Annotated in this window: 20 protein-coding genes; 4 read left to right on the top strand and 16 right to left on the bottom strand. The window is 44.6% G+C overall.

Annotation, left to right across the window (positions count from 1 at the left end; all coding sequences use genetic code 11):
* Positions 1-15 precede the first annotated feature (15 nt).
* From E6W40_RS08940 to E6W40_RS08900, 9 genes are all read right to left on the bottom strand, one after another.
* Positions 16-498, bottom strand: coding sequence for an RrF2 family transcriptional regulator (locus tag E6W40_RS08940; RefSeq protein WP_136605162.1), 483 nt, complete (start codon positions 496-498; stop codon positions 16-18).
* A gap of 158 nt (positions 499-656) precedes the next feature.
* Entirely contained in the window at positions 657-1,544 is an 888-nt protein-coding gene (gene rsiV / locus E6W40_RS08935; RefSeq protein WP_136605161.1) for an anti-sigma-V factor RsiV, read from the bottom strand.
* 1 nt (position 1,545) lies between these two features.
* Complete coding sequence (locus tag E6W40_RS08930; RefSeq protein WP_136605160.1) at positions 1,546-2,052, bottom strand: RNA polymerase sigma factor SigV; 507 nt, start codon at positions 2,050-2,052, stop codon at positions 1,546-1,548.
* A 93-nt stretch (positions 2,053-2,145) separates the two neighbouring features.
* Positions 2,146-4,029 (bottom strand): acyltransferase family protein, encoded by a 1,884-nt coding sequence (locus tag E6W40_RS08925; protein WP_342774688.1) that lies wholly within the window; start codon positions 4,027-4,029, stop codon positions 2,146-2,148.
* 187 nt (positions 4,030-4,216) lie between these two features.
* Positions 4,217-5,317, bottom strand: a complete 1,101-nt coding sequence (locus tag E6W40_RS08920; protein WP_136605159.1) for a stalk domain-containing protein — start codon at positions 5,315-5,317, stop codon at positions 4,217-4,219.
* Between the two features lie 99 nt (positions 5,318-5,416).
* Complete coding sequence (locus tag E6W40_RS08915) at positions 5,417-6,244, bottom strand: sugar phosphate isomerase/epimerase family protein (RefSeq protein ID WP_136605158.1); 828 nt, start codon at positions 6,242-6,244, stop codon at positions 5,417-5,419.
* A 42-nt stretch (positions 6,245-6,286) separates the two neighbouring features.
* The gene (locus E6W40_RS08910) at positions 6,287-7,072 is read right to left on the bottom strand and encodes an arylamine N-acetyltransferase family protein (protein WP_136605157.1); all 786 of its coding nucleotides are present in this window, start codon (positions 7,070-7,072) and stop codon (positions 6,287-6,289) included.
* Between the two features lie 153 nt (positions 7,073-7,225).
* Complete coding sequence (locus tag E6W40_RS08905; protein ID WP_136605156.1) at positions 7,226-7,969, bottom strand: SDR family NAD(P)-dependent oxidoreductase; 744 nt, start codon at positions 7,967-7,969, stop codon at positions 7,226-7,228.
* Between the two features lie 60 nt (positions 7,970-8,029).
* On the bottom strand, positions 8,030-8,785 hold the full coding sequence (locus E6W40_RS08900) for an SDR family NAD(P)-dependent oxidoreductase (RefSeq protein WP_136605155.1): 756 nt from the start codon (positions 8,783-8,785) through the stop codon (positions 8,030-8,032).
* A gap of 207 nt (positions 8,786-8,992) precedes the next feature.
* On the opposite strand from E6W40_RS08900, the gene E6W40_RS08895 reads away from it, so the two are divergent.
* Together E6W40_RS08895 and cls are read left to right on the top strand one after the other, a co-directional pair.
* On the top strand, positions 8,993-9,907 hold the full coding sequence (locus E6W40_RS08895; RefSeq protein ID WP_136605154.1) for a LysR family transcriptional regulator: 915 nt from the start codon (positions 8,993-8,995) through the stop codon (positions 9,905-9,907).
* A 43-nt stretch (positions 9,908-9,950) separates the two neighbouring features.
* Positions 9,951-11,399: a cardiolipin synthase gene (gene cls / locus E6W40_RS08890; RefSeq protein WP_136605153.1), complete on the top strand. Its 1,449-nt coding sequence runs from the start codon at positions 9,951-9,953 to the stop codon at positions 11,397-11,399.
* Between the two features lie 46 nt (positions 11,400-11,445).
* On the opposite strand, the gene E6W40_RS08885 is transcribed toward cls, so the two are convergent.
* Both E6W40_RS08885 and E6W40_RS08880 read right to left on the bottom strand, forming a co-directional pair.
* The gene (locus E6W40_RS08885) at positions 11,446-12,693 is read right to left on the bottom strand and encodes a stalk domain-containing protein (RefSeq protein ID WP_136605152.1); all 1,248 of its coding nucleotides are present in this window, start codon (positions 12,691-12,693) and stop codon (positions 11,446-11,448) included.
* 186 nt (positions 12,694-12,879) lie between these two features.
* Positions 12,880-13,281 carry a GNAT family N-acetyltransferase gene (locus tag E6W40_RS08880; protein WP_168928863.1) on the bottom strand — a complete coding sequence of 134 codons (402 nt, stop codon included), beginning with the start codon at positions 13,279-13,281 and terminating at the stop codon, positions 12,880-12,882.
* Between the two features lie 208 nt (positions 13,282-13,489).
* On the opposite strand from E6W40_RS08880, the gene E6W40_RS08875 reads away from it, so the two are divergent.
* Positions 13,490-14,197, top strand: coding sequence for a MerR family transcriptional regulator (locus tag E6W40_RS08875; protein WP_136605150.1), 708 nt, complete (start codon positions 13,490-13,492; stop codon positions 14,195-14,197).
* On the opposite strand, the gene E6W40_RS29965 is transcribed toward E6W40_RS08875, so the two are convergent.
* From E6W40_RS29965 to E6W40_RS08850, 4 genes are all read right to left on the bottom strand, one after another.
* Positions 14,158-15,480 (bottom strand): alpha/beta fold hydrolase, encoded by a 1,323-nt coding sequence (locus E6W40_RS29965; protein WP_246072926.1) that lies wholly within the window; start codon positions 15,478-15,480, stop codon positions 14,158-14,160. The two genes, E6W40_RS08875 and E6W40_RS29965, sit on opposite strands and share 40 nt — an antisense overlap.
* Positions 15,481-15,670: 190 nt before the next feature.
* Positions 15,671-16,642: a ring-cleaving dioxygenase gene (locus tag E6W40_RS08860; protein WP_136605149.1), complete on the bottom strand. Its 972-nt coding sequence runs from the start codon at positions 16,640-16,642 to the stop codon at positions 15,671-15,673.
* A 196-nt stretch (positions 16,643-16,838) separates the two neighbouring features.
* Complete coding sequence (locus E6W40_RS08855; protein ID WP_168928862.1) at positions 16,839-17,483, bottom strand: TVP38/TMEM64 family protein; 645 nt, start codon at positions 17,481-17,483, stop codon at positions 16,839-16,841.
* Positions 17,484-17,491: 8 nt separating this feature from the next.
* Positions 17,492-18,655: an MGDG synthase family glycosyltransferase gene (locus tag E6W40_RS08850; RefSeq protein WP_136605147.1), complete on the bottom strand. Its 1,164-nt coding sequence runs from the start codon at positions 18,653-18,655 to the stop codon at positions 17,492-17,494.
* Positions 18,656-18,836: 181 nt separating this feature from the next.
* On the opposite strand from E6W40_RS08850, the gene E6W40_RS08845 reads away from it, so the two are divergent.
* Positions 18,837-19,481: a DedA family protein gene (locus E6W40_RS08845; protein ID WP_136605146.1), complete on the top strand. Its 645-nt coding sequence runs from the start codon at positions 18,837-18,839 to the stop codon at positions 19,479-19,481.
* Between the two features lie 117 nt (positions 19,482-19,598).
* Here E6W40_RS08845 and E6W40_RS08840 read toward each other — a convergent pair whose 3' ends face one another.
* Positions 19,599-21,407 carry an LTA synthase family protein gene (locus E6W40_RS08840; RefSeq protein WP_136605145.1) on the bottom strand — a complete coding sequence of 603 codons (1,809 nt, stop codon included), beginning with the start codon at positions 21,405-21,407 and terminating at the stop codon, positions 19,599-19,601.
* Positions 21,408-21,575 lie beyond the last annotated feature (168 nt).

Here is a 21,575-nt window from a genome sequence, read left to right as displayed (position 1 = left end):
ATCGAATGCTATCGTTTAAACGACCATTTTATCTTGTACCCATGCTTGCAATGTCTCTAATTTATGTGTAAAACGATCCGCCTTCATTTCCTCTGCCAAATATGCAACCGTTTCCCGTTTCAGGACGGATTTCCAAGCTTCTTCTGCCTCTTGCATCAATTCGGATAAAAAGCAGCAGCGGTCTTCCTCGCATAGCTCGAGCATGTCATTCAATATCCCGCTGGAAGAGTAAAGGGTCTGCTGTCCTTCAATGGCAAGATAAACATCATAGATCCGAATATCCTCTATCCGCTTTTTTAGTTTGAAACCGCCTTTGATACCAGGTACGGAAGTAATCAGATCAGCACTAACCAGTTTTCTTAATAATTTTTGAAAATAGGTGGCTGACACGCCTAATTGCTGGCTAATCGCTTCACCTGGCAGCACGGCCTTTTCGGGTAGCATGTTCAGTAATAGAATGGCATATGCGGATTGTTCGACGCCCGTTTTCATGTGCATAAATTTTTCACCTTGCCTCATAGGATATAACCCGGATATTTATTGTCCGCTTTATACATTATAGTTGATTGTGTTATAAATGCAAGCCATGTATTCACCACATCCATAAAAAAAACCGGCACGGGTATTATTTTCTCCCGCTGACCGGTTTTTTCTATTTATTGAATATATCTATGGCTGACAAGATCTCCCGAAATGACATCGGTCGGGATGACAAATTCCACTGATCCCATATAACCGGGAGCCACATCATACTTGTTGAATACAATGACAAGCTTGCCTTCATTGTTGATATAGAAGCTCTGATTTTTCGTAATGGATTTGAATTCATCCGTCGGCAGCACATCAACTGCACCAGATACCCAGTAGATTTTATCGGGGTCTGCTTTCATTTGCTCTCTCATTTGTTGTTGGATATGCTCGCTGATCACTTTGATATAATGGTTATCCTTAAAGAGCATGGGAAGCGTAATAAGTATTTGATTCTTTTTATCAATGGTATCGAACTGAAGCTCCTCGGATGATGAGCCCGCGCTTTCTACGACGTAACGTTCCATAGAAAAAATGCTGTCATTATCCGTTTTCACTTCATACCCTGCATCCACTCCTAAATGACCATCGCCATTCTTCTTCAACTCCTTGATCTCGGCCTGGAACTTGTCAAACAATGCTTTGTTTTCCTTCATGTACTTCTCATTCAGACCTGACTCCAACTCCTTATTATCCAAGTGGGCAATGGAAGGCACCTTAATATTTGCATTATAGTTGGATTCATCCACTACATATTCTTTTAGCGTAAGGACTTTGATAATCTTGTCTACACCTGGGATGCTGGACAAAGCATTGGCGACTGTTGTACTTGCATTAATCGTAATGAGGAATATGAGAGCCGCCGCACCTACACCGGCAAACCATTTATATTTTGGGTCCTTATTTCTTCTTGCCTTAAGGGATTGGTTTATGGACCTGGAAACGATCATATCCAGCTCTTCCGGAATGGGCACTTCGTCATACTCTTTTCGAAGCTGTTCCAATTTATTATTCATCTTACTTGATCTCCTTTGAGGGCTCATCGTTCATTTTCACTCGCAATAGCTGAAGCGCCTGATACAGCCTCGTTTTTATCGTATTCACGTTCTCTCCCAGTACAGCTGCCACCTCATCGATTTTCAGATCTTCAAAATACCTGAGAATAATCACACCCCGGTATTTCTCCGGCAGATCATCAAGTGTCCTTTTCAAATCAATGTCCGTGTACACATCCTCTGCGCCCGGTGTATAGGTTTCAATCATTTCATGGTCCATCGCGTGAACCTTCTTGTTCCTGCGGAGGAAATCCAGTGCCGTATTCACGACGATCCGGAAAAACCAGCTCTTGACGGCATCGGGATTCTTCAACAATTCAATATTCATCATGGCTTTATAAATCGATTCCTGCACGATATCCAGTGCATCCTCTTTATTTTTCACGTAGCTGAATGCGAGCCGGTAGACATTTTCTTTATGCTCGGTGATACAGCGTGTTAGCAGTTTTTCGGTATTCCTATTCAACATGATCGTATTACCCTTCTCTGTATGATAACTGGTGTTGTAACAGGAGTAAGACGTATGAAGGGGCGCAAAAAGTTTTTGGGATTTTAAAATTTTTCACTGCTGTTTACTCTTCACAGCCTTCGCGAGAATCGAGGCGTAATACTCGGCACCTTCACGTTTCAAATGTACGCCATCGCGATAGAAATAGCCGTCCTTCCCTTCACTAGCTGAATACCAGTCTACTACCGTCGTATTACCGAAATCATTAGAAACTTCTGTAATATCCTTGTTAACGGTATCCTGCCATTTCCTTGGAACACGTGTGTTGACCAAAATAATCTGATTGACATCGTGAAGTGATTGCAGCAGATTCCGTAATTGCTTGGTATTGAAAGCTCCATTGGTTCCCAGCTCAATCATAATCCGATCACCCAGTCTGCCTTGAGCTTTAAGACGATCGATTACTTCCTGCGCCTGCAGCATCTGACGGCCGACCTTGCCATCAACAACAATACCCGGGAGCATCTTTTCCAGAAAAGGTGCTGCATCCAAAATGACGGAATCTCCAATAGCCGTAATACCTTTTCCTGATTGGATCTCCGTGGACAAGGGTTTATTATGTTCAGAATAGGGTAACTCGTCATCTAAAGTTGGTATAGGTGGGACTGCTTCATCGCCGGGCTTTGTCTCTTTTTGATCATTCTGTACATGCTGTAAGCCAGCCGCTTTGGCCACATGCGCAGCAGGTTCAGGCTTTGCAAAGTAGATGCAGCAAGCGATCATAATCAGGATTGCGGGCAAAATGGCTGTCAAGACAACGGGCCGGATGCCGCGGTGTGAAGAATTCCGATGACTCCGTTTCACCCTGTATCCCCCTCGTCGCAGTGGCTCCTCTACAAATCTATAGGACAAAGCGGCGAGAATAAGGCTTAGCGCCAGCTGAAAAATGATCCGGAGCACATCCGGCCCATCGGTATTCACATCCGAATTTGTAAGAATAATGACAGGGTAATGCCAGATGTATAAGCTGTATGACCGAACTCCCAGCCAGCGTAAAGGCCTCCAGCCCATAAGTCTTCCCAACAGACTGGCCGGATGTGCAAGTACGGCAATCAATACCGCAGTCATGAATGAAGTTAACAGTAATCCGCCTCGATAAAGCGAATCATCGAATTCGTTGGTCCGATAAATCAATACCATGAGAACGATCATTCCAAGGGCACCGATGATGTCCAGTACACTGCGAGCTCCACTGGAGATGCTCCCGCTCAGCTTTTGACTCGGCCATACTACAGCTAAAGCTGCACCGGCCAAGAGTGCAAAAGCACGTGTATCGGTGCCGTAATATACTCTGCTCGGATCCGTTCCCGGTACGTAAATCATAGCCATGGCTAAAGCCGAGGCAGCAGCACATACAAGAATCAGAATAAAGAGCTTACCGCGCCGATGTGTGATTTTAATCCCAAATACCAGAATCAGCGGCCATATGACGTAAAATTGCTCCTCGATGGATAGCGACCAGAGATGACCGATCGGGGAAGCGGGTCCAAAGCTCTCAAAGTACGATACCTTATGGAAAATCAGCCACCAGTTATTCACATAGAACAGGGATGACAGAAATGCCCCCTTCATCGCGGGCAATCTTGACGGATCTACTAGGAGGAGCCATACCGCCACAAACAGCAGCATGCATCCCATCGCCGGCAGCAGCCTGCGGGCTCTTCGGATCCAAAAATTCAAAAGGCTCAGCCTCTGATACGTCTTCCATTCATGAATGATTTGATCTGTAATGAGATAGCCGGAGATAACAAAAAAGATCCCAACACCCAGCAGCCCTCCCTGTGCCCATTTCAAATTGAGATGATAAGCCATAACGGCGAGTACCGATATAGCTCTTAAGCCATCAAGACCTGGCATGTAACGTTTGCCACTTATCATTTGTACAGGTGACCGGCGCAGCATCGTTGGATTTCCTAGCAGCTTCATGTTGTCTTTCATTGTGATTCAGTCCCTACCCTTGATTTGTTGTTCATAGTCAGGACGCAGGAAGTTAAGTAAAAAGTTCTTACAAAATACTGGTAAAGTATTTAAACACAAAAAAAACAGCATCCCATGGAATAACATGGCGGGATGCCGTTAATCGAGAACTTATGGATCTTTAAGAATAGGGAAAAAATCCCCTCTATTACTGTACTTGAGCCTTCAGAATTTCAGAAACAAATATCACAGGCACATAAAGCTTGTTATCTTGAAGGACTGGAGCAGCACCCAAAGCTTTCGGAGTCATTTTCGCAAAGAAATACGAATCCTTCCCGATGGACACAGTCGTCCACTGCGTCTCTTTCTTGACCTCCGCTGATTTGGCGGATGGGTTCCACTTCAATTCATAACCTAATTGATGAGCCACGTCGCGTAAAGATACCATTGTAACTCCATGCGAGTTCTTGTAATTGGCTACTTTCTTCAGATCAAGCTTTACACCTGCTTCAGGCTTCGTTTCTGCGGGTGTGGTTACATCTGCCGAGTGATCCTTCAGGCTAAAGCGGAATTCCGGCGAACCTACGTAACCCGGAGCGATGCTGTATTTAGGAAAAACAATGACCAACTCGCCTTTTTCGAGGTAGAAGGTCTGCTCCATAGAGGTTCCTTTGTAATCTTCAAGGAAGTATTTATCGGGATCTTTCTTGATCTGCGCGAGAATGTCCGCATCGAGCTTTTCCTTATAATTCTCTCCCAGCAACCCAGACAGTGTTACTCGCTCAGCAGTCGTTTTATTTTCCACATTATAAGTATCAATCCTTGGCATACTGGTCCCACCTGTTGAACCCTCAGTGATAACCTCTAAGGAAATAACGCCAGCTGGATGGCCTATTCCGTCTGCCTTCAGGTTGTAGGTAATGTAGAGATCGTATGGATGGAATTCCAGATTCCCGGTCTTGGCTTTAGACGCGGTCTCCGCAGCCTCTTTCTCCCACGCAGCGAGGTCCTTCTCAGCATGAGAGAGGATGATGTCATTCAGCTCCGCCTGATAATGCGTATCCAGCATACCGGTCAGTTGGGGCACCTGGATGTGTGTGGTCAAATATGTGCTCGTTGTAGATAGTACCTTTTCGTTAACTCTAACAGCTGCAGCCGTTGGAGTCGATGCTTGCACACTCGCTGCTACAACCGCCGATGCTTGTACTGTAGCCATAGCATTCACTGGCAAGCTGGCAGCGCTCATGCACATCAGTGCTGCACATCCCACCGCACTCATTTTGATCAGATTTACCGTTTTCGTTTTCATATCTGTTATTCCTCCGTCTCTCTATATAAGTGTCTTTCCGTTACACTCATTGGCTAGACGCAAGGGAACCTTCAGAAAGTTTGGATTTCCGAAAAAAAATTATAAATAAGGCTCAACCAAAGCTTTCACCCGGTTAATGCCTTCCCACATATCACCTGGACCATCATAAACTAATGTAACAGGACCTTCATAACCGCTGTCTCTGACCCGTTCCATACAGCTCCGGAATTCTTCTGCATCCAAAGAACCCTGTTCATCCGTCATCGCCTTGGCATGGATGGACTCGCTGCGGGGGATCGTCGCCTCCAACTCAGAAAGCTTCTCAGGGCCGGAAAAATTACCAAAGTCTGTCGTTAAACCGAGCTTCGTGCCGCATGCATCCAACAATGAAATGCAGTTCGCAGACGTGGAAGTCAGATCATGAAAGTTTTCGGTAATGATTCTTACCTTCTTATCCGATGCATAATCGATCAGCCGCTGTAATTGTGCTGCTGCCAAACGAACAGCTTCCTCATCTGATGCTTCAGCGTCTCCAGCGATAATCCGGATGCGTTCCGCTCCAGCTGCCGATGCAATGTCGATCCATTTTTTCAACCAATTCATATCCGCTTCTCTGCGTTGTTCATCCGGGTTCGTAATATCGCCGTAATCAACCAACAATGTATAAAATCGCATTCCCGAACGTTCAATGTTACTTTTCAGTTTTGCTAAATACGCATCGCTGGTATCCGGAAAATGAAAATGGCATATCTCCATGGCTTGAAATCCGTTGTCATGCAGTAAGCTGGGCAACTCGAGCAAAGATATCGTCTCCGGTTGATCATCAATATGCGTGCCATGTACCCGCTTCTCTTCATCCCAAAAGGTCCAGCGAAGCGGACCCAAATTCCGGTGCAAGCTCCAGGTTGTTAAAGATAATAATGGCATATCATATTCCTCCTTTATATGTAATCCATATTTTCAAGATCATTAGGCAACGGGAATCCCAAAATATGTATGCAGCGCCTGCTGATATTCCTCAGGGTTCTTCCGAACAAAGATGTCTACTCCAGTGGAAGTGAAGATTCTGAATTCGTCTCCCGCCAAGGTATTTCTTCCTTCAGGCGTGCGGATGAACATCATGGCTGACTTCTTAAATATCGATTCCGGCGCATACTCGCACCAATAAGAAGCCATCTCATAATCCTGGAGCAGCTGCGGTTCTTCGGTAAAAGAATAGATCCGGCTCCATGCACCATGTTTGTGCTCATTAAGCATCCACCCAAAGTTCGGGTCAATCTCCAGGCGATAGCACTCTTCGCCAAGCTTCTGATCTATTCCCGCTGCAAGCTTAAGGGGTTGGACAGGAACAATCCCTCCTACTCCAACATCACAGAGATAAGAACTTCCTTCCGCCTCTACCCGTAAAATATGATGCCTCCGCATCGGCGGCGGGTTCGGCTCATCGCGCCAAAATCTCGCGAAATAGTGGGTAATCTCAAAACCGAGCTCTTGAAGCAGCCAGCCGAATAGTGCATTCAACTCGAAGCAGTAGCCGCCGCGCTGTCGCACGACGATTTTGTCATACAAATCACCCAACTTAAGCGATAAAGGAACTCCGTTTAAAATATCCAGATTTTCATAGGGTACATGGTGAATATGATGCTCCTGAAGGCTTGCAAGTACAGACGCTGTCGGTTCAACCTTTCCATCGTACCCGATCCGTTGAAGGTAAGCGGCCGCCCGTGTCGAGATTTCGGATATCTGATTGTTCATATCGTAATGAACCTCCACCCTTTTAAAAATTACAAGACACGTTATCTTTCCATATGAATACGTCCATCTCCTCCCGGAACGACAAAAAAACAGCCGCTCTAGTTAAGCCGCGGCTGTTTCTGTATCGTGAAAAAACGAGATTCTCAAGTAGATTTATACCGCAGTATATCCGCCATCCACCAGCAGGCTGGTACCTGTAACGAATGAAGCGTCATCGCTCGCCAGGAACATGACGGCTTTGGCTACTTCTTCAGGTTTACCCAGACGTCCCATCGGATGAAGTCCAACCAAGTGCTGCGTAATGGCTTCGGTTCTGCCCTTAATCAGCGGCGTGTCGATATATCCAGGGCATACCGCATTAACGCGGATACCCTTAGCCGCGTAATCTGTTCCTAGCGTTTGGGTGAGCAGCTTCACGCCGCCTTTGGCAGATGCATATGCAGTCACGCCTGCTTTGCCGACATGGCTGTGAATGGAACCGCAATTGACGATCGCGCCGCCATTCCCCTGTGCAAGCATTTGCTTAATCGCATATTTATCGCAAAGGAACACACCCGTTAGATTAATGTCAATGGTCCGCTGCCAGCTGTCGAATGCCAACTGGTCGGCCGGTCCGTCCTGGGCGATGCCCGCGTTGGCAAACAAAATATCCAGCTTGCCGTATTTCGCTACGGTTTGCTCAACCATGCTGATAACATCCTGTTCCTTCGTCACGTCTGTTTTTACAAACAGAGTGTCAAAGCCTTCTTGATTCAATTCGTCGGATACCGCTTGTCCACGATCCGAAAAATCGGCAATGACTACTTTTGCGCCTTCAGCTGCAAAAAGTCTGACGGAGGATTCCCCAATTCCACTGGCTCCGCCGGTAACAATCGCTACTTTATTTTCAAATTTCATTGATGTTCTCTCCTTTCAAGATATGCTTAGGATTGTTCTAAAAAACCTATATTCACTTAATCAAATCGCTGTGGCGCCGCCATCGATAATAAATTCGGAACCTGTTGAGTATGAAGATTCATCTGAAGCCAGGAATACGACCAGATTGGAAACTTCCTCGACCGTACCGAATCGTCCCATTGGAGCCATGCGTTTACCAAGCTCTGCTGCAGACATCTTATTCACCTGTGTCGCATAGTCTCCCATCGCCGTGTTGATGTAAGCCGGGTGAATGGAGTTTACACGTACATTGGCAGAAGCATACTCAATTGCTGCATCCTTGGTCATAATTCGTACTGCACCTTTGGTAGCACCGTATGCTACGTGGCCAGACGCACCTGTCAATCCGGCAATCGAGGAAGCGTTGATCACCGAACCTCCGTTTTGTTTGGCCATAACCGGCAGCACATGCTTCATGCCCAGGAATACACCGGTCACATTAATGGAAAGCATACGATTCCATTCATCAAGCCCGATGTCGGCAATCGGCTTAATAAAATAAATGCCTGCATTGTTGAACAAAATATCTATAGCACCAAATTGTTGTACAGACTCTTCAACGATGCTCTTCCAATTGTCTTCATTGCTGACATCATGTTTGAATGCCGCACCCGAACCTCCGGCTTGCCGAATCTCTGCAAGTGTACTGTTCACGCTGTCCAGATTTATATCTGTCACAATGACCTTTGCACCTTCTTGCGCAAAACGCAAAGCTGTCGTTTTTCCGATACCTGCACCTGCTCCAGTGATTAACGCAACCTTACCTTCCAATCTCATATGATGACTCCCTTTCTGCTAGGTTTGATGTTCTATAGCTTTTCCTTAAATGGATATGGAGATCATTACACCTGAAATGTTACTGCAGCTGCAAATCAAGAGTACCTCAGGCTTTACTTCTATGTTATCATCGTTATTGATTAAACAAAATTTAAACATTTTTAATTTAATTTAAGTATTACTTAAAGAAAAGGACCGGGCTAAGATATGCAAATTGAAAAACTCGAGTATCTTGTGGAAGTTGCGAAGACAGGTTCAATCTCGAAAGCTGCACTAAATCTGCATGTGACCATATCTGCGGTCAGCCAATCCATCTCTAGTCTGGAAGAAGAATGGGGTATCACGATTCTGAAACGCTCCAGGACAGGCGCTGTTCCCACTGCCGAAGGAGCTGTGATTATTAAGAAGGCCATTGAGCTGCTGCAAAAATACGGAGAGTTAAAGGAAGCCGCCCAAGGTTATTCCAATACAGTGCAAGGCCGTCTGAGATTGGCCACGATTCCTGGACCCATGTTTTTACTTGAACAAGCTGTACTTGATTTTAAGAAACAATATCCTCAAGTCAAAATCGAGATCGTCGAACAAGGTTCTCAGGATATCATTGATAATATTTTGAACGACAAGAGTGATTTGGGGTTTATTATTCTTTTCAAGAACCGACTCGTGGAGCATATGGGTCTCGACTTTGAAAGATTGCTTAAGGTGAAAATGGTCGCGGCAACGAGCATTCACTCCCCTTTGGCATTTCAAAAAGTCATTACGCCAGAGGAGCTTAAACAGCAATCGGTTGTCCTGTATAATGATGATTACGTGAAATGGTTTATGGACGACTTCCAGAAGAAATTCGGAGATGTGGATGTCGCTTATACAACCAATAACCGGGCGTTAATCAGCAGAGCTTGCATGAATCATCTGGCAGTCACGGTGGGTCTGAATTATTCGTTTATTACCGAACCCCTATTTACCGAAGATGACACGGTGATTCTGAATTTCGATCTTCCCCAGCAAAGCCCTGTGTATCTGGGAGTCATTCAACAGAAGGATCATACTCCTTCCGCGATCTCCCGTCATTTTCTGGACCGTTTAAAGCATGATATATCCGAATTGCAACAAATGATGTAAGCTTGAGCTAGAATGCATGAAGCTGTAGGAGGATTTCGTAGCAATGAATTTTTCTTCGATCATACTAGGATTAATTATTTTTCTGAATTTTATATTTGCCCTGGTCGTCGTATTTAAAGAACGACGTGATGCCGGAGCTACTTGGGCCTGGCTCCTCGTGCTGTCTTTTATTCCGATTGCCGGCTTTATGCTGTATCTGCTGTTCGCTCAGAACTTCAGGCATGTACGTCTTTTTCATTGGGGAGACTTGAAGAAAATAGGCGTTGAAGAGATCATATTGGAGCAGCTGGACCAAATTCAAACAGGCAAATATCAGTTTCGCAATCAATCGGCCAGCAAGAATCGCGATCTTATCTATATGCATCTGAATAACAACCACTCGATCTTCACGGAGGAAAATGCGGTTGACATCATTACGGACGGGCAGGAGAAATTCGACAAGCTCTTCAAGGATATTGACGCGGCAAAAGATTATATCCACATCCAGTATTACATTATCCAGAATGACAACCTCGGCAAAAAATTAATGAACATCCTCACCCAAAAAGCTAGAGAAGGCGTCAAAGTAAGGGTATTATACGATCAGCTTGGTTCTAAAAAACTAACAAGACGGTTTTTTCATGATTTCCGAGCAGCCGGAGGTCTTGCAGAAGCTTTTTTCCCTTCCAAACTCAGGCTTATCAATTTACGGCTGAATTACCGCAATCATCGCAAGCTGGTCATCATTGACGGTGAGATTGGATTTGTCGGCGGGTTTAATGTCGGCGATGAGTACCTGGGCCTCAACTCAAAATTTGGCTACTGGCGGGACACTCATCTTCGGATTACCGGATCAGCCGTGTACGCCATGCAGATTCGATTCATCCTGGACTGGAATCAGGCAACGCATCATCACTCGATTACATACTCGCCGAATTTATTCCCGCGCGTGGATTTGGCAGGAAAGATTGGCATGCAGATTGTTACCAGCGGACCGGATAGTGAGTTCGAACATATCAAGAATGGTTATATCAAAATGATATCTTCCGCAAAAAAATCGATTTATATCCAGACCCCTTATTTTATTCCGGATACGAGCTTGCTTGATGCTCTACGGATTGCTGCCCTGTCTGGCGTTGAAGTGAAAATCATGATTCCCGATAAACCGGATCATATCTTCGTTTATTGGGCTACGTATTCATATATTGGCGAATTGTTAAGGACCGGAGCGACGGTTTACTTGTACAACAATGGATTTATTCATGCGAAAACGATCGTCATTGATGAGGAGATTTCATCCGTAGGTACGGCAAACATTGATTACCGCAGCTTTAGACTTAATTTTGAAGTCAATGCATTCTTATATGACGACCACATTTCGAAAAAATTAACTGAAGTATTTGATGAAGATCTGCGGGTATCCAGGCAGCTTACCATGGAAGAATATTTGCAGCGACCGAGATGGATTCGCATCAAGGAGTCCGTTTCAAGATTGCTGTCTCCCATTCTCTAAAATACAAAAGGCTGTCCCACATGGGACAGCCTTTTGTTTTGTCATCCTATTTCATCTCGATAGACTGGTTAATCTGAGCCCAAGCGGGCTGACCGATTAAGCCCAAACGCCAGAAGGCGACACCTTTAAGATCATATCGCTTTGCCAGACCGATTTTGGAGTTAACGGATGCAGCGTTCTCGCTGCCAAGTGATATACCCAGGATCAGCTTATCTTTATTCGTTTCTTTGAGTGCAAGGCGGATCGCCTCATCCACTTTATTCAGCGGTTCAGGACCTTTCTCTTGCTCAAACGCATACGCCATAATGACCAAATCATCCGCAAGACTTGATAAGGTCTTGTAATCATAGCCAGAATATGAACTGTTGAGCGGGTGTAGGACCAAAGTCAGCTTCAAACCTGCCTGACGAGCTTTGGCGGATAGATTTTTAATGAATGCATTATACTCGGTTTTCACTTTATTCTTGTCTCCGGTGAGTCCCAGTCCCTCCAGATCAAGTGCAATGCCTTTGAAGCCCTTCTCGGATGCTGTGGCGACGATTTGTGACGTCGTACTTTCCTGCAGCGCCGTGTCTTCCAAATTCTTGGTCAATTCGAGACTGGAATCTACGGAATAAACCATCAAATAAGGAGATGTTCCCTGCTGCGCTGCATCCTGGATAATCGATTCCGGTGTAACGTCACCTGCTGCCTGCGGCCATTTATACTCTTTGCCTTGAACTGTGAACTGACCATTCGTATCGATCCGGCTCCAGCCAAAAGATAATGAATCAAAAGACGGAATATATGCGCGTTCATCGAATGATGATAGAGCATAGAAGCCCATGGTGTACATATCCTTCTGCGGAGAAGTAATGGATACCGTCTGTGTTGTCTGATCCCATGCGACTGCTGCCCCGAACTGTTGGCTGAAGAAGCTCAGTGGAATCATTGTACTGTTTTGTATGGTTTGCGGTGCGATGGAAAGCGGCGCTGCCTGCCCGTCTACTAAAGCGTTTTTGCTTCCGATCGTAAGAACCACCTGCTTGGCAGCTCCATCACTTTGCTTGGTTGCGATAATTTTTTGCTCTTTCTGATTCCAAGAAACCTGAATGCCCAGAGCTTCAGATATGGCACGGAACGGTACCATTGTTGTCCCCTTCATCACGGTTGGCTGCACAGGAAAAGGCAGCGCATATCCATCCAGCAAGATGCTTACCTTTCCGGCGGCTGCTTGCGTTGGAGGCAGCGGTACTGCTGATAAAGATCCGGCGAGAATTGCAGAACTTAAAAATAACTTGCCTAGTACCTTCATAATCATGGTTCTCCTGTTATCTAGTGATAGATTCGTATTTCATAGAATACTAGATTCACTATATCACTATTATGGATACCATTTCTACCTTTTATAGGTAACTAAGATCGTCATCATTGATTGTTTATCAGAGTAAGGACATTAGTGGAGACTTTATATAAGATAATTTATCAAGCCAAACAACCTCTATACACTTCTTGTCAACCCGTAGTAATCGGGATAAACAAGTTTAAATCCATGCTTTTGATATAATTTGATACCCGCCACATCCGATACGACCATAAGTTGTGCATCCTTTGAGGCATGTGTCTCCAGATAATCCAGCAGTTGATACAAAATAGCTTCTTGCAAGCTTTGTTCGTCCTGAACTGGGCTTACAATCAAATCAACAATTTGATAATAAACACCTCCGTCTCCTATAATTCTCCCCATCCCCAAGAGCTCATCCTGATCTCCCCGTGCCGATACTGTACATAAGGAATGCATTAGCCCGTTTTTCAATGCTTCTTCATCAGCCGCTTCCATACCAGCGGCAAGTCTTAAATCAACATATTCCTTGAGATCAGGAACCTCGTTTACAATCTTCATCTCTCTTCCTCCCATGTTCAAACCCGTTATATCTTCACTTTACAACATTCATGCAAGTGATAAAGTTTTGGTCATTCATATGTTGAATATCTCTTTATTTTCGACTAACTACCTTCTCGAGCAGCTTTAAGCTTTTTTGATAAGATTTGCCTGGCTGCCCGGCATTTGATATAGTGGTCATCGAATCATTTCCAGGGAGCGGGTAAATATGGAGCGATATTTCAAGCCAAGTGAGATTGCAAGAGAACTGAACATCAGTACCAGCGCACTCCGCCACTATGAATCTTGGGGTGTCATTCCCGTTCCCGATCGTGCTCCAAACGGCTATCGTCTGTATACGCATGTTCATTTGGCATATTTCCGCTGTCTGCGCGCGATGTTCCCAGGTTTTGGCGTCGGGGTGACCTGTGACGTTCTGAGAAGCATTCAGCTAGCTGATATTGATACCGCGTTCTGGCTGGTGAATCGACTTCAAGCTGAGCTTCATCAGGAAAAAAAGGCTGCGGACCAAACGCTGGAGCTACTGCATAATCTGGAGCTACCTTCTATTCCCCACCAAAAGCTCAAAAGCCGCATGACCATTGGCGAAGCAGCTGCCTTTGCAGGCGTAACTGCCTCCGCTATTCGTCATTGGGAAAAAGAAGATTTATTGCATACTGAACGGGACCCTGAAAATGGTTATCGATTATACAGTCCATCCGATCTCCGCAAGATTTTACTCATTCGTACTTTGCGAAGTACCATCTATTTTCTGAAAAGCATGAAGGGAATTGTACAGGCTTTGGATCATCAAAATATTGAGCAAGCCAAAAAGCTCACGGAAGATGCGATCAGCACCATCCATGAGCGTATCCGCCAGCAATTTCTTGGCGTTCATCAATTGATTGAGCTATGCAATGAACTTGAACTGATGTGAGACGGAGTTATTCCCGCCTGCCGTTCCAGACCCGCTTGCTGACGTAAATGGTGTCGGAAATGCATTTCAACGAGTTCCAACCATTCCTTCGCATTCAGCCACCCGAAACCATCATGTTTTACTTTGGAACAAGGATCAGCTGCTTCAACTTTACCCTGCCACTCCATCACTAATCCTCTGATTTGATTCAGGCCATCAACCAAATCTTCCTTTCTCAACATCGCGGGTGAATCAAATTCATCAGGCAGTTTTATTTTAACAGGAGGAAATCCTCCTAAACTGAACAAGATTTCGCCTGCTTTCGTCTTCCCCTGCGGCTGCATCGTTCCATTTTTCATACAAGCTTTCGCATTCACAAGGTATTCCTTGGATACTTCAATGACGTGATCGTACATTTGGCCAAGTGACCAAGCTATATTACCGGAATGATAGCTTAACTGCTCGGGTGAACAACGATTTAATCGCTCACGATAGAAATCAATTAATTTTAGAACATTCATGGGTGTAGAAGTATCCAAAAAGGTTTTGACGGTTTCGATAAACCGCTCCGGTTCCTCAATATTCGGCGCATGGCCTGATTGGTCAAACGCAACAAATACAGCACTCGGAATGATTGAGGCAATGAGTTTACCTTCTTCAGGCGGATTCAATCCATCATAACTCCCCCCAATAACCAGTGTCCTGGCTGTGATCCGGTTTAATTCAGACTGGAAGTCAAATTCTTCTAGTGCTTTATTGGCTGCTGCCTGCTGCTCTTCCGTCAGTAATGGAGCCGTTTGATGAAAATCATTCATCCATACTCCAACCCTATCCAGTTGATGGAACATGTATTTGGAAAGAAACTGAACTTTTTCCTGTAAATCAAGACCCGCTGTTTCCTCTGTATGCTCTGCCAAAAGCCTTGCCGTGGATGAGGTCTTCCCATTTGACTTGGCTGCGACCAGTATCAATTTCTCAATCCGCTCAGGTACAGCAATCGCAACCCCCTGCGCAATATAGCTTCCCATGGAACAACCAAGCAGATTTGCTTTTTTAATCTGCAGGTAATCCATTAATGCGATTACATCATCAATATGGTCCTGAAGGGTGTAATTCAATGGTTTATCCGATCTTCCATGTCCACGCAAGTCCATGGCAATCACATGGAACGCTGCAGCCAATCCTTCAATCTCATGCTGATGAGCAAGCATATTCATCCCTAGACCATGAAGAAAGATAAGCGGTTCACCGCTTCCTTTTTCCTCATAATAGATATGTACTCCATTGATTATTAGACTCGGCATGACCATCCCCCTTAGCAATATATGTTTATTATATATCACAACAATGGTAAGTTTTTAATAAATGCCAACTCATCTAAAAATTGTAGCACGGGAGTAATCTGACCTCAGGTAATAATTACTTTGTGCAATACCTTACTCATATAAGCAAAAAGCTGCTCTGAGAGCAGCTTTTGTATACCTATTATCCAGTTTAGTTCTTCGTATAGAGTGGTTTTAACAGCTTTTCAATCTCTTCCCGGTGGGATTCCAGAAATGGAGGTAAAGCCAGCGACTCACCCAGCGTTCTAACATCTTCATCCGCGTCAAAACCGGGACCATCTGTAGCCAGCTCATATAAAATTCCATTCGGCTCTCTAAAGTACAGCGAACGGAAATAAAAGCGGTCAACATATCCAGAGTTTTGGAACCCCGCTTCGTTGATTCGGTCGATCCATTCTCGTAGCTCTTCTTCGGTTTCCACACGGAAAGCGACATGATGCACACTGCCACGGCCCGGGCGCTCAACGGGAAGATCTGCTCTCTCTTCCACATGAATCTCCGCTCCGGTCCCGCCTTCGGCTGTCTCGAACACCAGAATATCCGGCTGGTCTGGAGTTGGGGATGGATAATTGCCTTTGGGACGGAATCCCATCACATTTACTAATACTTCTACTGATGGAGCGGCCTCTCTTACGGTGATCTTCACGGGACCCAATGCATAAATGCCATGTTCTGCAGGTACTGGACTCTGATCCCAAGGTACCCCTCCCGCAACCCCCGAGTTATCCTCATCGGATACCAGAACCAATCGCTGCTGTTCGAAATCCCTGAAGGCCAAGGTTGCTCTGCCGGCACGTTGGGTAATTGGTTCATGCTCAATATCCAGTTCCTCGAAGCGCTGCTTCCAATAGGCTAAGGCTTCGTCATTCGGAACCCGGAGCGAAACGGCGGAAATGCTATTCGTGCCCTCATAGTTACGGGCCAGCATGGGAATTTCAAAAAAGGTCAGGTCCGTACCGGGATTCCCTTTCTCATCCGCATAAAACAGGTGATACATAGAGGGTTCATCTTGATTTACTGTCTTTTTGACCAGGCGCAAGCCCAGTACCTTCGTATAAAAGTCAAAATTCTTGGGCGCATCCGTCGTTAATGCCGAAACATGGTGTATTCCTTTGATCTCCAAGATCAGAACCCTCCTTCATATATAAGGCCATTTAATGTCAGAATCCTTCAATATCCGTATATTAAGCCGATATACTTTGGCCTCTCTCGAATATCCGCTCATTTTAACATTTCTATTGAAGAAACAAAACTGATTTCCATAAGCAAAAACAGACCGTAACCTTTGACATCCCGCTTTTAACCGTTCACTACATCATTCAGTTTGTCTTCAATCCAGACTTGGACACACGTCTTCTAACAAGCCATGCCAGCCCTGCAAGCAATAGAAAGATCGCGCAGCCCATCAATCCCCATATCATTGAACCTTTCCTAAAGCCGACATAGAGAATGCTCATGGCAATCGTATGCGGCAAAATGCCAAGACCTGTTGTCCACACAAAACTTCGTAATTTGGCCTTCAGCATTCCAGCTGCGTAATTCACGAAATGATAAGGGATGAGCGGCACAAAACGCACCAGCAGCAATCCTTTGATTTCATGTTGCTGAAGCCACCCTTCCATCTTGTTTAAATACGGTTCCAGGCGATTATTTAATATGGGCTTGGCGATCCACCATGTGAGATAATAACCGGCAATTGCCCCCAGTAGACCACTAATCCATAAATATACGCCACCCATGATAGGGCCATAGATTTCCATGATTATAACAGCAGTAAATTCGCCTGGAATAGGCAGCATATTCAAGAGGGTTTGGAACAATAAAGCTGCAATGATACCAGCTGCACCTAGATGATGGATAAATCCCATCATTCGCTGCGCATCTCCGGTACGAAGAAGATAGATGCAATATATAATAATCCCGGCTATACCCAGCAAAGCCAGGATGCTTATTGTACGTCTCATCTTTTTCATCACTTGTGTGCGGCGAAATGTGTTGTTTTGTTAAGACTGCGTTGCTCCTGGAGCGTTGTTAAAATGTCTTTTACAATAAGCTCGGCCGCCTCTCCTTTACAAAGTGATGCCATTCTGTTCCGAATCTGTTCTGAAGCAGCAGGTTCTTTTAGAAATTTGCAAATCTGCTCCCCTAACTCTCTGGCTTCATATGCTATTTCTGCTAACCCGTTGTTTGTAAAGTATAAGGCATTTTCCCGCTCCTGCCCTCCGAATGGTTTATATATAAATACCGGAAGCCCCGACACCACAGCTTCGGTCAATGTAATCCCGCCTGCTTTTGTCACAATACAGCTCGATCCCGCCATCAGCTCAGGCATGTGCTCGACATATCCAAAGATTTGAACATCAGGGCGACCCTTGAATAACGAACTCAGTTTAAGGATCATTTTTTCATGACGTCCGCACACGAGAGCGATCTCACAGTTTCCCTTCTCCAGCAAAATCTGAACCAGCTCTACAATGTGATGAAAAATTGCGAATGAACCCGCCATAATCAGAACACTGTTTTTTATCGGTCTGCCCTCCTTCTGAATGGGAAATGATGCGGTTGAACCTTCATAAAAAGTGGACCGAACAGGAATTCCGGTGACAGAGACGCTCTCCCGTGCTGCGCCCTGATATCTGATCAGCTGATCCTTAAGCTCCTCGGTGGCAACGTAATATTTATCTGTATCCGGATGGATCCAACGCGAATGAAGAGTGTAATCCGTGATGACCGTGGAAGTAGGTATCGAAAAATCTCTTCCCATCTCTGTGACCGATCCAAAAGGAAAAGTATTGATAATCGCGTCTGGCCTGAAGTCCTCAATCATCTCCTGGATTTTTCGTTTTCCAAGTGCGTTCAAATACCGATTCACCGACCCTACCGGATTGTTATCACGGGTCGCATAATAACTCCATCCGTAATAGTCAAACCCGAATTGGGATGAGAAAGTACTCATTTGATATAGTTTAGAGGATACTGAATTGATAATCGGATGAGCTTCCTTCATCAAATCAAAGATTTCAACATCCTTAACATCATTCGCTCGAAAGCTATGTTCCAAGGCTCGGGATACCTGCAAATGCCCTTCTCCATAACCGGCTGTCAAAATCAGAACTCGGGGATGACGGATGTACACAATGATCCCTCCTAAAATCTAAACTGTGAAAATAACGCTCTTTCGCATGAACCCAGTATAGAATGGATAGATGAGAATTCTATTAGAAAAGACAATTCTAATCGTTTTCTAATGTTACTCGTTTCCGTTCGCGTTATGATTGAAATAGAGAAATGGAATTACATGTGAAAGAGGGAACGTTATGCTGCATCAAATTATGGAGTTCATCTCATCTGTAGCCCTGTCACTGATTGATAAGCTGGGGATCACGGGCATATTTATTGGAATGGTATTAGAAAGTGCCTGCATTCCCCTTCCCAGCGAGGTCATCATGTTGACAGGCGGATATCTGGTGCATCAAGGTAAATTTCCTTTTTGGGAAGTTGTGGCTGCCGGAACCATCGGCAATATCATTGGATCCATGATCATCTTCTGGGTAGGCGCTAGCGGTGCGCGGATACTCCTGGAGAAATACGGAAAATATTTGCTGATTAACCATAAGCACTTGGAACACTCGGAAAACTGGTTTCGGAGATATGGAGAACGGACAGCATTAATATCCAGAGTTATACCTTTTGTCCGTACATTCATATCATTACCCGCAGGTATCTCCGGTATGAATTTCTCCAAGTTCATCATCTACACAGCGATCGGATGCCTTCCTTGGAACTTAGGTCTAACCTTTGCAGGATACCAACTGGGTGCAAATTGGAAAAAGGTAGAGAATTTCATTCATCCTATTACATATGCAATTATCGCCATCATACTCGTGCTGGTCATAGTTTATGTATGGAAAGCATTCAAGAAAAAATCCGCAGTTAATAACAAAAACTCGAACAAAAGTTAAAATAACAGCTTTTATTTAGCGACTGCAGCCTATTTTCAAAAAGGGAGCGGTCGTTTTTCTTTTTTTCACAGAAAAAAAACCCGCCATGATAGCGGGTCTATTAGGACGGAATCTATTTTAGAAAAGCAGGTCTTTGGAGTAATTCTCTCCCTCAAGCATGTCATACTCCACTAATCTATAATCATCCAGCAAAGCTTTTTGCTCTGGAGTTATTTGAGATATCACTCCGGAAGAGCCAATACGCACACTTTTACTTAACCCTGGAATCTCAGATTTCACTTTTTCCAGCAGTCTGTAATAAGGAGGCATCTTTTGACCGCTCAACTGGAATACCGTAGGTCCAATAAAAGCTGGGCTATGCGTTCCTACGGATTTTTTGCCAATATCAAAGTTCGCCATATACATAAGCTTGGTTTCATGTTTCAGTCGTGGATTGGTGTCCCAGCCGGCCTGCGTATAAATTCCTGCTGACAAAGCTGGCAGATGATCTCCCCAGAAAACAACGATGGTCGGACGTTTGATCGTCTTCAATTGTTCTTTTAAATAGGCAAGTGCATCATCCGTCAGCTTCGTGTCATGCACGTAAGTTTCGAGCTCATCCTTATATTCCGGCTTCACTCCATCGACAGTTATGCTATTTGGACCATTCAAACCTTTGGTGAACGGAAAATGGTTCTGCATGGTCACTAAATGAAGGAATGTAGGCTTGTCTGAACTCTTAAGCTCACGGACAGCCTCCTGTACGGCGAACATATCTGATATATAGCCATTAGGTGTAATCCGCTGTGCATTAGAGAGATCTTTTTCGCTCGTAAACTGATCGAAGCCAAGGATCGGATAGACCCGGTTGCGATTATAGAACGTATCGTCGAAGGGATGAAGAGCCTCCGTTTTATATCCTCTCTCTTTAAGAATGCTGACAATAGATGGCAAAGATGACATCTTAACAATTCTTTGCTGGTAAGGGATGGAACCATCCTGTAAAAAATACATCGATAAACCGGTTAAAGCTTCAAACTCTATGTTCGCTGTATTCCCGCCAAATTCAGGAGACAGAAGAAATCCGCTTGGAGTTGAATTCTGCTCCTGATGAATAAATTTCAACGGATCTTCACTGAAAGTATATGTCGGCAGGCGTGTCGGATCAAAGAAGGCCTCGTCCATCATATACATAATATTAGGCTGTTCAGCAGACCCGCTTACAGACGTATGATCCGGCAGCGCGCTGTACTTTTTAGCTATTGCAGCAATGGCCTCTTGGCTGTAGCCTTCCGGCTTCTCCATCAGCTTCTGTTTCAGGTTGCCCGCAAACGCATAGACAAAGCCATTTTGCGCATAATTCACCTTCTGATTCCAAGGAATATTCTGATATTTCATCGATGTGGCCAATGCCGTTTGACTTCCAATCATTTGGAGAAACCCTGTAATTGCGGCAACGGAAATCACCACGATTACGAATCTTAGCGGCAGTTGAATTTTGACTTTGGGCAGCTTAAAAATCAGATACACGAGTAGGGCTATCAGAACAATAGCCGCGATCACCGCATACGGCGAGATCATTCCTTTCGTAATTTTGCTCATCTCCTGGGCATTTTTGATCTGATTCAAGTCCCATGGAAAAAGCGGCTCACCTGTCGTTCCCAATTTCTTATAATTGGCAACAGCAATAATAAAACAGACCACGAATGCAATCAATGCACCCGAATAAACATTGGGAAGAATTACACTAAAAACAAGCAAAACGAAAAAGAAAAAAAGACTTCCGGATATATAAAGCCAGTAATATTGTGAAATCCAGTTAAGCGCACTCCCCATATTCCTCAACGAAGCGGCTTGCATGATGAAATTAAGAGTAAATCCGCCCAGCAGCAGCAAGAACAGCACGGCTCCCATCCGCTTTGAAGGCAAAAAAAACTTACGCACCATTATCCTCCCCCATCTCTTCTAGGCGAATAGTATACGACAATTATCTTAAAAACAAATTAAAAATTCAATAATACTTTCACTTAACCAGCAAGTTTTGAACCTTTAAATCATGAAAAGAAGGAATTATGTGAATATTGTCGAAAAATATGATCTTACATATTGACAGCT

The sequence above is a fragment of the Paenibacillus dokdonensis genome, from assembly GCF_004916975.1.
Taxonomy (GTDB): Bacteria; Bacillota; Bacilli; order Paenibacillales; family Paenibacillaceae; genus Paenibacillus_AQ; species Paenibacillus_AQ dokdonensis.
Note: the sequence above shows the minus strand (reverse complement) of the source record. Positions and strands in the feature narration are given on the sequence as shown.